Source organism: Rhizobium sp. FKL33 (assembly GCF_005222915.1).
GTDB lineage: Bacteria > Pseudomonadota > Alphaproteobacteria > Rhizobiales > Rhizobiaceae > Rhizobium_E.
Genome location: NZ_STFX01000005.1, coordinates 202,036 through 214,487, shown reverse-complemented (window position 1 = coordinate 214,487; position 12,452 = coordinate 202,036). Strand labels below are relative to the sequence as shown.

Annotated in this window: 21 protein-coding genes; 18 read left to right on the top strand and 3 right to left on the bottom strand. The window is 64.9% G+C overall.

The genetic code is table 11. The annotated features are described in order from the left end of the window. The first annotated feature begins 615 nt into the window (after window positions 1–615). The 6 genes from E8Q41_RS03675 (at window position 616) to E8Q41_RS03650 (ending at window position 4,257) form a co-directional block, all read left to right on the top strand. On the top strand, window positions 616–1,875 hold the full coding sequence (locus E8Q41_RS03675) for a phage major capsid protein (protein WP_137154150.1): 1,260 nt from the start codon (window positions 616–618) through the stop codon (window positions 1,873–1,875). Window positions 1,876–2,120: 245 nt separating this feature from the next. After that, window positions 2,121–2,690 (top strand): head-tail connector protein, encoded by a 570-nt coding sequence (locus E8Q41_RS03670; RefSeq protein ID WP_137154149.1) that lies wholly within the window; start codon window positions 2,121–2,123, stop codon window positions 2,688–2,690. Window position 2,691: 1 nt separating this feature from the next. Continuing rightward, on the top strand, window positions 2,692–3,027 hold the full coding sequence (locus tag E8Q41_RS03665; protein ID WP_137154148.1) for a phage head closure protein: 336 nt from the start codon (window positions 2,692–2,694) through the stop codon (window positions 3,025–3,027). Further along, a complete protein-coding gene (locus E8Q41_RS03660) occupies window positions 3,024–3,431 on the top strand; it encodes a DUF3168 domain-containing protein (RefSeq protein WP_137154147.1) in 408 nt (135 codons plus the stop codon). Before E8Q41_RS03665 ends, E8Q41_RS03660 begins: the two co-directional genes overlap by 4 nt. Before the next feature lie 23 nt (window positions 3,432–3,454). Further along, window positions 3,455–3,748, top strand: coding sequence for a DUF1778 domain-containing protein (locus E8Q41_RS03655; protein ID WP_170976347.1), 294 nt, complete (start codon window positions 3,455–3,457; stop codon window positions 3,746–3,748). Beyond that, on the top strand, window positions 3,736–4,257 hold the full coding sequence (locus tag E8Q41_RS03650; protein ID WP_137154145.1) for a GNAT family N-acetyltransferase: 522 nt from the start codon (window positions 3,736–3,738) through the stop codon (window positions 4,255–4,257). The genes E8Q41_RS03655 and E8Q41_RS03650 overlap by 13 nt, the downstream gene beginning before the upstream one ends. On the opposite strand, the gene E8Q41_RS03645 is transcribed toward E8Q41_RS03650, so the two are convergent. Next, the gene (locus tag E8Q41_RS03645) at window positions 4,252–5,439 is read right to left on the bottom strand and encodes an MFS transporter (protein WP_137154144.1); all 1,188 of its coding nucleotides are present in this window, start codon (window positions 5,437–5,439) and stop codon (window positions 4,252–4,254) included. The two genes, E8Q41_RS03650 and E8Q41_RS03645, sit on opposite strands and share 6 nt — an antisense overlap. 96 nt (window positions 5,440–5,535) lie before the next feature. Between E8Q41_RS03645 and E8Q41_RS03640 the strand changes: the two genes are divergently transcribed. From E8Q41_RS03640 to E8Q41_RS03585, 12 genes are all read left to right on the top strand, one after another. Continuing rightward, complete coding sequence (locus tag E8Q41_RS03640; RefSeq protein WP_137154143.1) at window positions 5,536–5,946, top strand: phage major tail protein, TP901-1 family; 411 nt, start codon at window positions 5,536–5,538, stop codon at window positions 5,944–5,946. Further along, entirely contained in the window at window positions 5,943–6,344 is a 402-nt protein-coding gene (locus E8Q41_RS03635; RefSeq protein WP_137154142.1) for a gene transfer agent family protein, read from the top strand. Before E8Q41_RS03640 ends, E8Q41_RS03635 begins: the two co-directional genes overlap by 4 nt. After that, on the top strand, window positions 6,344–6,535 hold the full coding sequence (locus tag E8Q41_RS03630) for a phage tail assembly chaperone (RefSeq protein WP_137154141.1): 192 nt from the start codon (window positions 6,344–6,346) through the stop codon (window positions 6,533–6,535). Before E8Q41_RS03635 ends, E8Q41_RS03630 begins: the two co-directional genes overlap by 1 nt. Further along, window positions 6,522–7,055 carry a phage tail tape measure protein gene (locus tag E8Q41_RS03625; RefSeq protein ID WP_137154140.1) on the top strand — a complete coding sequence of 178 codons (534 nt, stop codon included), beginning with the start codon at window positions 6,522–6,524 and terminating at the stop codon, window positions 7,053–7,055. Before E8Q41_RS03630 ends, E8Q41_RS03625 begins: the two co-directional genes overlap by 14 nt. A gap of 145 nt (window positions 7,056–7,200) precedes the next feature. Continuing rightward, window positions 7,201–7,464 carry an AbrB/MazE/SpoVT family DNA-binding domain-containing protein gene (locus E8Q41_RS03620; protein WP_137154139.1) on the top strand — a complete coding sequence of 88 codons (264 nt, stop codon included), beginning with the start codon at window positions 7,201–7,203 and terminating at the stop codon, window positions 7,462–7,464. Beyond that, a complete protein-coding gene (locus E8Q41_RS03615; protein ID WP_137154138.1) occupies window positions 7,464–7,823 on the top strand; it encodes a type II toxin-antitoxin system PemK/MazF family toxin in 360 nt (119 codons plus the stop codon). The genes E8Q41_RS03620 and E8Q41_RS03615 overlap by 1 nt, the downstream gene beginning before the upstream one ends. 415 nt (window positions 7,824–8,238) lie before the next feature. After that, entirely contained in the window at window positions 8,239–8,877 is a 639-nt protein-coding gene (locus E8Q41_RS03610; RefSeq protein ID WP_137154137.1) for a DUF2460 domain-containing protein, read from the top strand. After that, window positions 8,874–9,755, top strand: coding sequence for a DUF2163 domain-containing protein (locus E8Q41_RS03605; protein ID WP_137154136.1), 882 nt, complete (start codon window positions 8,874–8,876; stop codon window positions 9,753–9,755). Before E8Q41_RS03610 ends, E8Q41_RS03605 begins: the two co-directional genes overlap by 4 nt. Further along, a complete protein-coding gene (locus E8Q41_RS03600; RefSeq protein ID WP_246660062.1) occupies window positions 9,730–10,182 on the top strand; it encodes an NlpC/P60 family protein in 453 nt (150 codons plus the stop codon). Before E8Q41_RS03605 ends, E8Q41_RS03600 begins: the two co-directional genes overlap by 26 nt. 58 nt (window positions 10,183–10,240) lie before the next feature. Further along, the gene (locus E8Q41_RS03595; protein ID WP_137154135.1) at window positions 10,241–10,495 is read left to right on the top strand and encodes a TraY domain-containing protein; all 255 of its coding nucleotides are present in this window, start codon (window positions 10,241–10,243) and stop codon (window positions 10,493–10,495) included. After that, window positions 10,495–10,917 (top strand): type II toxin-antitoxin system VapC family toxin, encoded by a 423-nt coding sequence (locus E8Q41_RS03590; RefSeq protein ID WP_137154134.1) that lies wholly within the window; start codon window positions 10,495–10,497, stop codon window positions 10,915–10,917. Before E8Q41_RS03595 ends, E8Q41_RS03590 begins: the two co-directional genes overlap by 1 nt. A gap of 122 nt (window positions 10,918–11,039) precedes the next feature. Next, on the top strand, window positions 11,040–11,666 hold the full coding sequence (locus E8Q41_RS03585; RefSeq protein WP_137154133.1) for a LysE family translocator: 627 nt from the start codon (window positions 11,040–11,042) through the stop codon (window positions 11,664–11,666). A 6-nt stretch (window positions 11,667–11,672) separates the two neighbouring features. On the opposite strand, the gene E8Q41_RS03580 is transcribed toward E8Q41_RS03585, so the two are convergent. After that, window positions 11,673–12,044, bottom strand: a complete 372-nt coding sequence (locus tag E8Q41_RS03580) for an XRE family transcriptional regulator (RefSeq protein WP_137154132.1) — start codon at window positions 12,042–12,044, stop codon at window positions 11,673–11,675. Between the two features lie 2 nt (window positions 12,045–12,046). Next, window positions 12,047–12,388: a type II toxin-antitoxin system RelE/ParE family toxin gene (locus E8Q41_RS03575; protein WP_137154131.1), complete on the bottom strand. Its 342-nt coding sequence runs from the start codon at window positions 12,386–12,388 to the stop codon at window positions 12,047–12,049. Between the last annotated feature and the right edge of the window lie 64 nt (window positions 12,389–12,452).

Genomic DNA, 12,452 nt, shown 5'->3' with positions numbered 1-12,452 from the left:
CAGAACGCCGCGAAACGTCTGAAACCGAGTAGAATCAATGTCATGCGCCTTGTCCAGAAATTTAAACCGGACAGCAGTGGGCTTGTCCCGAGCATCTGCAACGTTTTGATTTTGCTCGAGGTCTTAGATCCTCGGCACAAGGCCGAGGATGACGGCGGAGAGGGGGCGGATCCCTCCGCTCGTCGCAGGGCGAACGTCCCGGCATGGGGTAGAGGGCGTTGCCCATGGACCGATCATAAGTGCCGCCGCCGTCATGCTCGGGCTTGTCCCGAGCATCTGCAACGTCTTGATTTTGTTCGATGGCTCAGATCCTCGGCACAAGGCCGAGGATGACGGCGGAGAGGGGGCGGATCCCTCCGCTCGTCGCAGGGCGAACGTCCCGGCATGGGGTAGAGGGCGTTGCCCATGGACCGATCATAAGTGCCGCCGCCGTCATGCTCGGGCCGCTTGTCCCGGGCATCTGCAACGTCTTGATTTTGTTCGATGTCTTAGGCCCTCGGCGCAAAGCCGAAGATGACGGCGGAGAGGGGGACGCCCCCCGCTCGCGAACCCGATTCTCAAATTCATCTTCACCAAGGGTCCTTCGGGGCCCTTTTTTCATGGAAAGGACCTGGAATGACCCATGCCCAAACAGCGCTGAAAATGACGGCGCCCGAGATCAAGGCGGCGCCGGATGCGATTGCGGACGCCTTTGACGGCTTCATGCATGCGTTCGACGCCTTCAAGGAGGCCAATGACGTCAGGCTCGACGAGATCGAGCGCAAGCTGAGCGCCGATGTCGTGACCCGCGACAAGGTGGAGCGCATCAACAAGGCGGTCGACGAGCAGAAATCCATGCTCGACCAGTTGACGCTGAAACAGGCGCGGCCGCGTCTTTCGGGCGGGCGCGACGGGGCCGCGCGCGGCGAGCATAAGAGCGCGTTTGAGGCCTATATCCGCCGCGGCGACGAGGCGGGGCTGCGGTCGCTCGAACAGAAGGCGATGTCGGCGGGATCGAATGCCGATGGCGGCTATCTCGTGCCCGAGGAGACCGATGGCGAGATCGGCCGCAGGCTGGCGGTGGTCTCGCCGATTAGGGCGCTGGCCACGGTGCGGCAGGTCTCCACTCCTGTGCTGAAAAAGCCGTTCTCGACCTCGGGCATGACCACCGGCTGGGCGGCGGAGACGGCGGCGCGGACGGAGACTGCGGCCGCAGGGCTGACCGAACTGTCCTTCGAGACGATGGAGCTCTACGCCATGCCGGCGGCGACGCAAACGCTGCTCGACGACGCCGCGGTCGACATCGAAAACTGGATCGCCTCGGAGGTGGAGATCGCCTTCGCCGAACAGGAAAGCGCCGCCTTCGTAACCGGCAACGGTGTCTCCAAGCCCAAGGGCGTTCTCGCCTATACGGCGGTCGCCAATGCGGGCTGGAGCTGGGGCAATCTCGGCTATGTCGCCACCGGCGCGGCGGGCGCGTTCTCGTCTTCCGGCCCGGCCGACGTGCTGATCGACGCGGCCTATGCGCTGAAGGCCGGCCATCGCCAGAACGCCACCTATCTGATGAACCGCACCACGCAAGCGGCGATCCGCAAATTCAAGGACGCCGACGGCAACTATCTCTGGCGCCCGCCGGCGGCGGTGGGCGAGCCGGCCTCGCTGATGGGCTTCCCGGTGGCCGAGGCCGAGCATATGCCCGACATTGCCGCCAATGCGCTGGCGATCGCCATCGGCGATTTCCGCGCCGGCTATCTGGTCGTCGACCGTCTCGGCGTGCGGGTGCTGCGCGATCCCTATTCGGCCAAACCCTATGTGCTGTTCTACACCACCAAGCGGGTGGGCGGCGGCGTGCAGAATTTCGAGGCGATCAAGCTGGTGAAGTTTTCGGCGAGCTGAGCCGGCGACACTCTTTGGCGCCGCTACGCGCGGCTCTTTCCGTTGACGGCGTGCACAGCACCTCATCCGGCTGCCGCCACCTTCTCCCCGCGCATGCGGGGCGAAGGGCGATTGCGGCAATGTCGGCGCTCCATCTTCCTTCTCCCCGCAGGCGCGGGGAGAAGGTCCCGGCAGGGGGATGAGGGGCGGTGCACAGCTTTGTCTCACCTCGCTGCCCAAACTTTCTTCCATTGCAAGGACATCTGATGACCATCATCAACCTCGCGCCGCCCGGCGCCGAGCCGCTGACGCTCGCCCAGGCCAAGGCGCATCTGAAGATCGATCACGGCGACGAAGACGGGCTGATCGCGAGCCTGATCGTCACGGCCCGCGAGCATCTCGAACAAGTGAGCGGGCTTGCGCTGATCCGCCGGCCGATGCGGCTTTATCTCGACTGCTGGCCGCTCTCCGGCCCGATCGAGATTGCGCGGGGGCCGGTGACCGCGGTGGATGCTGTCAGGATCTTCGACGCCGACGGCGCCGAGGGGCTGGCCGATCTCACGGGGCATGTGCTCGACGGCGCGGCGCGGCCGGCGCGGCTGTGGCTGAAGCGGCGGCCGGAGACGCGGGCCGCGATGAACGGCGTCGAGGTGGATTTCACCGCCGGCTTCGGCGACACCGGCGCGGATATCCCCGACACGCTGAAGCGGGCGATGCTGACGCATGTGGCGCTGATGCACGGCTTTCGCGCCGTCGTTTCCACTGACATGCAGCCGGCGGGCGTGCCTGAAGGTTACGACCGTTTGATCGCGCCCTATCGGATGATGAGGCTCTAACATGCTGACGCGCTTTTTCGACGCCGGCCAATTGACGGCGCGGCTTGACCTTGAGTCAGCAGTGGAAACGCCGGACGGGCAGGGCGGGGTGACGCGGAGTCACACCGTTGCGGCCAGCCTCTGGGCGAGGATCGAGCCGGTGGCCGATACGGTTGCGGAAACCGGCGGCGTCGAGCGCCAGACGATCACCCATCGCATCTGGATTCGCTGGAGCGGCGTCGTCCAACCCGGCATGCGCTTTCGCAAGGGCGGGCGGCTGTTCGTGATCCGCACGCTGCATGATCCCGACGAGACGGGCCGCTTCCTGGTCTGCCGTGTGACGGAGGGCGAGACATGAGCGCGTTTTTGAACCCTCTGCAAAAGGCTGTTTTCGCGCGGCTCACCGCCGACGCTGAACTCATGGCGCTGGTGGGCGCCGACGGCGTGTTCGACCATCGCCGCAGCGGCCGCGCCATGCCCTATCTGCTGCTGTCGAAAAGCGAGGCGAAAGTGCTGGCTGGGGGCGTCGAGGAGCATCTGCTGAGCTTCGAGGCCTGGTCGCGGGCGACAGGGCGGGCCGAAGCGCAGGCGATCGCCGCCTGCGCAGCCCGGACGCTCGACGGCGCCGATCTGGCGCTCGAGGGCGGCGGCTTGGCGCGGCTGGCGCTCAGGACATCCGCCGCACGGCGGAAGGAGGGGAGCGGGGCTGTTATGGTCGAGCTCGGGGTGCGCGCCGTGGTGAGTGTATTGACAATGTCATGACGCCATGTTTGGTTTTTGCCCTGATGAGCAGGAGCTTTTCGATGGGCGCGATCCGCAAGACCGAGACGGTGACATTTCGCATGGAGGCTTCGGCGCTGAAGACCATTCAGCAGGCGGCGGCGCTGAAAGGCAAGACCATGACCGCCTTCGTGACCGAAGTTGCCCAAGCGGCGGCCGAACAGGCGCTGATGGAGCGGACGCGGCTGACGCTATCGGACGAGGTGTTCGACGAGATCGACGCGCTTCTGGCCGAACCGGCAACGGTGAATGACGGGCTCAAGCGTCTGATGCGCCGGACGCGGGAGTGGCGCGATTGACGCTCTATCGGCGCCCGACGAAACTGTCTGCGCGCCATCAGGTCGCCGAGTTTCACTGCGGGCAGCCGTCGCTGGATGACTATCTGCAGAAATTGGGGCTGGCCAGCGAGAGCGAAGGCTTTGCCCGCACCTATGTGATTGCCGACGAGGGGGAGCGCGTCGTCGCCTATTGTTCGCTGGCCGCCGGAGATATCGAGCGGGCGAGTGTGGACAGGGCGATCGGCGGCCATGGCGCGCCGCGATTGATCCCGGTGATCGTGCTCGGCCGTCTGGCCGTCGATCGGCGATGCCAGGGCCAGGGACTTGGCGCGGCCATGCTGGCTCACGCCCTGACGGTGGCGGAGCTCGCCGCCGATCACGTCGGCGCGCGGGCGGTGCTGGTGCATGCTCTCGATGAGGCTGCCCAAGCATTTTACCTGAGATGGGGCTTTCGCAAGGTTAGGGGGCTCGACCGGGCGCTGATTCTGCCGATGCGTGACTTGATTGCCTCGCTTGACCCGGAGTCATGAGCGCCTCTCTCTCTGCAGCCCCCAGAGGCAGGCGAGCGCCGCGAGCGTGAGAAGCGCCGCCGCCGACAGCGCGGCCAGGGGGCCGCCGCGATCGAGAAGCGCGGTCATGGCGACCGGGGCGAAGGCGGTGGCGATGTTTTGCGGCAGCGCGATGCGGCTGGACATCAGCCCGAAATCGCTGGCCGAGAAATGGCTGAGCGGCAAGACGGTGCGGGCGACCGTGCCGACGCCGGAGCCGAAGCCGTAAAGGCCGATGAACAGGATGAGCGCTGCAAGCGACGGCGCGCCGAAGGCGAGCGTGGCGAAGGCCAGCAGTAGCAGCAGGCAGGCGCCGGCCATGGCGCGCGGCGGCGTGCTGAGCCGGCCGAGCAGGAGATCGCCGAGCCGGGCGGTGACGCCGAGCGCCGAGCGGAACGAGGCGAGGCTGAGCGCGAGCGCCGGGGCGGCGCCGCTGGCGGTCAACAGCGCGATCAGGATCGGCGACAGGCCGAAGGTGACCAGAGTGAACAGCGTGGAGACGGCGGCGAGCAGCAGGAAGGTGTTGCGCCCGGCTTTGGCGGTTTCCGTGGGGGCCGACGTGGGTGATTGCGCTTCCTGAGGTGGTTGCGGCGGCGCATCGGGAAGCGCGAGCAGATAGAGCGGAACGCAGAGGCCGATCTGCAGGGCCGCGCCCATCAGAACCGCTGCGCGCCAGCCGAAGCTTGCATTGACGAGACTGAGCAGCGGCCAGAACAGCGCCGCCGACAGGCCGGTGACGATCATCATCAGTGAGATCGACGCTTTGGCGCGGAGGCCTTCGCGCTCGACCACGGCAGTGTGGGCGGAGGCCGAGAGACCGAGCGCCGCGCCCAGTCCGACTGCCAGCCAGCCGAGCCCATAGAGAATGAGCCCCTGCGCCATGGCGATAACCGTGAGGCCCGCGCCCATGGCGGATGCGCCTGTGATCAGGCAGAAACGCGCGCCGCGCGCCTTCAGAAGCCGCCCGGCCCAGGGGCCGGCAAGGCCCGAGACGATCATCATCACGCTCAGGCCGGCAAAGGCCGCTTCGTTGGAAAAGCCGAGATCGGCGGCGATGATGCGGCCGAGCGCGCCGGGCATGTCGAAAGTCGTGCCCCAGCCGATGATCTGGCAGAGCGCCAGGGGCGCGAGAAGGCGAAAGCGTGCGGCGGATAGCGACGTCATGAAAATCTCTTTGAATGCGACGCCAGCATAGGCGCCGCCGCCCGCCGCCGCAAGGCGAGGGCCTCAATGGTTATCTCAGCAAGAAAGGACAGGCGCATGACAGCCCAGCGCGGCAAGGATCTGCTGCTCAAGATCCACAATGGCGAAAGTTACGAGACGGTGGCGGGGCTGCGCTCGCGCCGCATCGCCTTCAATGCGGCAGTAATCGACGCCACCGATGCCGAAAGCGCCGGACGCTGGCGCGAATTGCTCGACGGCGGCGGGGTGAAGAAGGCGGCCGTGTCCGGATCAGGCATCTTCAAGGATCAGGCGTCGGACGCGACCGTGCGCACCGCCTTCTTCGCCGGCAGCGTGCTCGACTGGCGGATCGTCATTCCCGATTTCGGCCAGGTGACCGGGCCGTTCCAGATCACCGCGCTCGATTATTACGGCCAGTTCGACGGCGAAGTGCTGTTTGATCTGGCGCTGGAATCGGCGGGTCAACTGAGCTTCGGAGCGCTGGCGTGAGCGGCCGGGCCAACCGTCGGCGCGGCGAGGTGGAGGCGGTGATCAATGGCGAGCGCCGCATTCTCTGCCTGACGCTCGGCGCCATCGCCGAACTCGAAACCGCCTTCGGCGTCGACAATATCGCCGATCTCGCTGGGCGTTTTTCGGGCGGCAGGCTGTCGACGCGCGACGTCATGACGATCCTCGCGGCCGGCTTGCGCGGCGGCGGCAACCGGCTCGACGACGAGGATCTCGCCGATTTGAGCATCGAGGGCGGGCTCGAAGGCGCGGTGCGGCTGACGGCGGAACTGCTGGCTTCGGCTTTTCTGACGGAGGAGGCGAACGGGGCGACGCGCCCTTTTCTCGCGCCGGCGCGGGGCGGGCCGAGCCCGGCGCCGGTTTTCCCTGGCGGCAGGTGATGGAGGCGGGCCTCGGCCGGCTGCGGCTCACGCCCCGGGATTTTTGGGCGATGACAGTGAGGGAACTGACCGTGCTGCTGGGCGGGCCGCAACGAAGCCCGCTTAAGCGCGGCGATCTCGCCGCGCTGATGGCGGCCTGGCCGGATGAGCCGGCGAGGGTGGAACAAGGAGGGCCGTATGGCGGACGATGACCTGGAGGCGAGCCTCGATCTCGCCGGCGCGCTGAGCGACACGCTGGATGGCCTTGAGGCGCGCTCGCGCGCTTTCGGAGCGGCGCTGACAAACGCGCTCAAGGGCGCTGCCCTCGAAGGTTACGGGCTGAACGCGGTTCTGGCCTCGATCGCCACGCGCTTTTCGTCGATCGCGCTCGACGCCGGGCTCGCGCCGCTGCAAAGCGCTTTGTCTTCGGGCGTTTCCAGCCTGACCCAGACGCTGACGGGCGCCACCGCCTACGCCAAAGGCGGCGTCGTCAACGGTCCGACCTATTTCGGCGCCGGCGACGGACTGGGCCTGATGGGCGAAGCCGGCGCCGAGGCCATCCTGCCTTTGAGCCGCGGCCCCGACGGCCGGCTCGGCGTGGCGGGCGCCGGCGGCGGAACCCAGATCGTCTTCCATGTGCAGGCGACGGATGCGGCGAGCTTCCGCCGTTCGGAGCAGCAGATCAACGCAATGCTGGCGCGGGCGGCGGCAAGGGGGCGGCGCGGGGTGTGAGAAAAGTCGAATGCCAATGCAGCCAGGTCTTCGGGAATGTTCCTCAAATTGGTTCCGGCGTAACTGTCTTCCACCGATGGCTCCATCATCGCCTTGCGAAAAATAGGACGGTGCTATATATGTAGCACACCAATGGGAAGGCGATATGTCCAACACAGCAAAGATTCGCCGCCAAGGCGGCGCCGCGGTATTCAGCATTCCTCCTGCGCTTCTGAAAATGCTCGGCGTGGACGTGGGGGCTGAACTCACCTTGGTCGTGGACAACGGCGCTCTGGTCGCGACGCCGCTTAAGCCAAAGAAAAGATACACCCTTGCAGAACTGCTTGAAGGGTCGGACGAGATGATCGAACTGAGCAGGCAAGCTGCGGGATGGGACACAGGCGGTCCTGTGGGGAATGAAATTCTCTGATGGTGCGGAGTCATGTTCCCAAACGCGGTGATGTTTTTCTCATTGACCTCAATCCGGTCGTGGGAAACGAGATGCGAGACACGCATCGTTGCGTGGTGATTTCGCCGCGTGAGGTCAACGCTCTCGGCATGTGCTTGACCGTCGTCGTTACTACTGGCGGCCAATTCGCTCGGAAAGCGGGTATGGCTGTGAACATTACAGGACACGAAACCAACGGGGTCGCGCTTTGCAATCATGTCAGGAGCTTCGACATTGTGTCCCGGGTTCAGCAGAAGACGGCGCGTTATGTCGACACGCTTGATGCTGACACTGTCGATGAAATCGTCTGCAGGGTTGTGGGCATCATCGATCCGTCTTGACCTCGCGGGACGCAATCCTCGGCCATCTGCTCCTCTCCGAGAGCGTTCTTGATCAGACAGAAGCGCCTTCCTCGGCGAAATTCTGTATGGTTGATATCAGTGCGAAGGCCCAATGCTCAAGCGGCAGCCCATGGCGCGCCCGAGGACGAATTTCCTAATAACCTCGGCTGTTCACCACAATTTTAGGCGCTCACGGCGTGACCGCCTGATGTCACTGATCTTGGCCAATAACGCCTCTTTATTTGCGGCATGGTCCCGAACCCTTCTGAGAACCTATCGGCGCCTAAAGGCTGTCGCGTCACGATCTTTCTCGCAGGACTAAAAACGCAACAAAGCAAAGTTCGTCATTCCGTGTGCGGTTGATTGCGCGTCAATTTTCCGCGCCCCCGATATCACTTCCCCCAGGAGACCATCCATGACCGCATTTCACGAGGTGCAGTTTCCGCTCCGGCTGGCGCTCGGCGCGCGGGGCGGGCCGGAAAGGCGGACGGAGATCGTGTCTTTGTCCAATGGGCGCGAGGCGCGCAACAGGCGCTGGCGGGATGCGCGGCGGCGTTACGATGTCGGATCGAGCATGAAGACGCTTGCCGATCTCTATGAAACGCTTGCCTTTTTCGAGGCGCGGGCGGGGCAGCTTTATGGATTCCGCTTCACCGATCCCTTCGATTTCAAGAGCGGCGGGCCGCATGAGGCGGTCAGCGCGGACGATCAGCGCATCGGGACGGGGGATGGCGAGACGCGCAGCTTTCAGCTCAGCAAGACCTATCGCGACGCCGGCGGCGAGAGTGTGCGGACGATCGAGAAGCCGGTGGCGGGCAGCGTGCGGCTGTCCGTCGATGGCGTCGAGATCGACGGCGCGGATTTTGCGGTGGCGGCGGCGACGGGGATGGTGACGTTTGCGGCTTCGGCGACGCCGGCCAATGGCGCGGTGATCAAGGCCGGTTTTCGCTTCGACACGCCTGTTCGCTTCGACACAGACAGGCTCGATATCGATCTCGACGCCTTTCAGGCGGGCCGCATCCCGTCGATCCCGCTGGTGGAGATCCGGCCATGAGGAGCATTCCCGAGGGGCTTGCCGCCCATATCGCCGGCGAGGCGACGACGCTCGCCAATGGCTGGAAAGTGACGCGCCGGGATGGGATGATCCTGGGGTTTACCGATCACGATCATGATCTGACATTTGCCGGGCTGACCTTTGCGGCGGCGAGCGGCTTTGCCGCCGGCGGCGACGAGAGCGAGACCGGGCTTGCGGCCTCGTCCTCGGAAACGCTGGGGGCGCTGTCGTCGGACGCCATCACCGCCGAGGATATCGCGGCGGGCCGCTATGACGGGGCGATCGTGGATCTCTATCTCGTCAACTGGCAGGCCACGGATCAGCATCTGCGGCTGCGGCGCTACGAGATCGGCGAGGTCACGCGAAGCGAGAGCGATTTCAAGGCGGAATTGCGCGGGCTGTCGCATCGTCTCGGTCAGGTGCAGGGGCGTATCTACGGCCATCGCTGCGATGCGGGCTTCTGCGATGCGCGTTGCGGGCTGAGCGCCAGCGACTTCCGGCATGCGGGCGTGGTGGCCGCCGCCGACAGAATGAGCGTGACGATCGAGGGTTTGGACGACGTCGCGCCGGCGCGGCTTGCGGGCGGGGTGATGACGCTGACGTCGGGGGCGCTGGCGGGGATTTCGGTGGATATCGACAGCGCCACGCGGTCCGGCGGGCGGATGCGGCTCTCGCTATGGCAGCCGCTGCGGGCTTTGCCGCAGGAGGGTGACGCCGTGACGGTGCTGGAAGGTTGCGACAAGCGGTTCGAAACCTGCCGCGACCGCTTCGGCAATGCCCAGAACTTTCGCGGCTTCCCCCATATGCCAGGGGCAGACTTCGCCTATTCCTACGCTGACGGGGAGACCGAACATGACGGACGCCCGCTTTATGACTGACGGCATGGAGAGCGACGGCGCGCGCGCGGCGAGGATCGCGCGCGGCTGGATCGGGACGCCCTATCGGCATCAGGGATCGAGCCGGATCGGCTGCGATTGCCTCGGCCTGATCCGGGGCGTCTGGCGCGAGTTGCGCGGCGCGGAGCCCGAAGAACCCGGCCCTTATGGCCGGGACTGGGCGGAGCGATCGGGGGAGGAGCGGCTGTTGGAGGCGGCGCGCCGGCATTTCGGCGCGGAAATATCCGGTCGCGGACTCGATATCGGCGATGTGCTGGTGTTCCGGCTGAGGCGGGGCGTCTCGGCACAACATCTCGGCATCGTCTCGGCGGACGGTCGCTTCATTCACGCCTATGAACAGACCGGCGTGGTGGAAAGCCCGCTCGCGCCGGCCTGGCGACGGCGGATCGCGGCGGTGTTTCGGTTTTGAAGTGGTTGCCGGCTCCGCCCATCGGTTGTAGATTGCGGTTCTATCACGGAGGCTGGATATGGGCCTGATAACGATCAATGGATTGGATGCTGAGACCGAGGCCGCGCTGGAAACGCGGGCTCAGGAAAATGGTCGCACGGCTTCGGAGGAAGCGAGGGCTGTGCTCGAAGCGGCGCTCAACACAGAACCTGTGTCGCCAAAGGGGATGTTCAATCTGGCGGACTTCATTCGCGATAGGGTTCTACGGTTCGGCGGCGAAGACCTTGAAGTGCCAGAACGGAGCATGATGCCCGAGCGAGTGAGCCTGCGCTGATGATCCTACTCGACACCAATGTCATTTCTGACCTGGTGTCGATCAATCCCGATCCCGGCGTTCTGGCGTGGGTGGGATCGCATCCTGCTGATGATCAGTTCATTTCAGCCATCACCGTTGCCGAAATTCTCTATGGGATCAGAATTCTTCCCGAGGGCCGGCGTCGCACAATGCTGGAAAGCGAGATCGGCCTTTTGTTGAGAGATGCATTTTTGGGCCGAACTTTGCCGTTCGACGCTGCGGCGGGTGAGTGTTTCGCGACGATCATGGCTGACAGGCGGTCGCAGGGGCGACCCATGTCGCAATTCGATGGCCAGATCGCGGCGATTGCGCTGTCGCGGGGCGCCAAGCTGGTGACCCGCAATGTCAGAGATTTCGAGCTGACCGGGATCGAGGTGATCAATCCATGGCGGGGCGCGTGACATGTGTCTTTTCGAGCCCGCGCACTTTGACACGGCCATCGCCGCATGATCATGTGCCCTCGACGGGGCGGGGCCGGCTGTTCTGTCTCGAAAAGTCCGGCTGAAACTTTGCCGGAGCCGCCATGCCGTCTTTATCCCTGCTCTCCGCGTTTTTTGCGACCACCTTCGTCTTCGCCTATGTGCCGGGGCCGGCGATGCTCTATGCGGCCGGGCAGACGCTGGCGCGGGGGCGGAAAGCCGGGCTGATGGCCGCGCTCGGCATTCATCTCGGTTGCTATGCGCATGTGTTCGCCGCCGCCGCCGGACTGTCTATCCTGTTTCATGCGGTGCCGGCGCTCTATCTCGCGGTGAAGCTGGTAGGCGCGGCCTATCTGGTGTGGCTCGGTTTCCGGATGATCGTGGCGAAAGACCAGCAGGCGGCCGAGGCGGGCACGGTGAAAAGCGGCCGGGCGGCGCTCATTGAGAGCATGCTGGTGGAAGTGCTGAACCCGAAGACGGCGATTTTCTTTCTCGCCTTCCTGCCGCAATTCGTCGACGCCGGCGCGGGCTTCCCGGTCTGGTTGCAACTGGCGATCCTCGGGACGGCGGTGAACCTGATCTTCACCTCCGCCGATATTGTCTGCGTGCTGTTTGCCGGACTTCTGACCGAGCGGTTGAAGCGATCGAGCGGGGCGCAGAGGCTGATGCGACGCGCGGGCGGGACGGTGCTGTGCGGGCTGGGCGTCAATCTGGCGCTGCAGCGGGGGTGAGGGCGCTCACCGCGGTTGCGCGGCGCAGTCCGTGCTCTCGCGGTTTCTGACCGTCACATCGACCGTTTTGCCGATGCGCTGGACCATGTCGATCAGCGTGTCGATGGTGAATTTCGAGACCTTCAAGTTGACGACGTCGGAGACGCGGGGACGGGAGACGTTGAGACGCTCGGCGGCCTCGGCCTGCTTCAACCGGCTGTCGCGGATCCAGGCGGCGATTTCCGCCATCAGGCTTTTCTTGATGGCGATGGCGGCGGCGATGCGAGCGTCTGACTCTGTCTGCAGCCGTTCGGCTTCCTCGGCGGCAAAGCCGAGTTCGGCGAAGATGTTGGCGTCGGCGGGGCTGACGTGGCCGATATCGTGTCTGTCTGCGGCCATGATCATGTGTCCATCGTTTCTCTGAGCTTTTTCATAGCCTTGTAGCGCTGCTTGCCGATCTCGACATCGAAAAGAGAGGTTTTCTGGCTTTTCTTGACGAAGCAGTGAAGCACGTAAATCGCCTCTTCGTATTTTGCGACATAGAAGATGCGGCGCTGGTTGTTCTCGGTCTTGATCCTGATCTCGTAGGTTCCGGGGCCGACCGTCGAAAAGGCTTTCCAGTCATCCGGCGTCGCGCCCGCCTGGTGGCAATTCAGGTCATGACCCGCCTGCCGGCGGGCGGCGGCGGGGAAATTCCTGATGTCGTCGAATGACGACCCGATCCAGACGATGGGTTTACGCATTCAGGTCTCTGTATAAATACTTATACACGCCGAAAAGTCAAGGGTTTCGGGGCCGCGTCCGGCC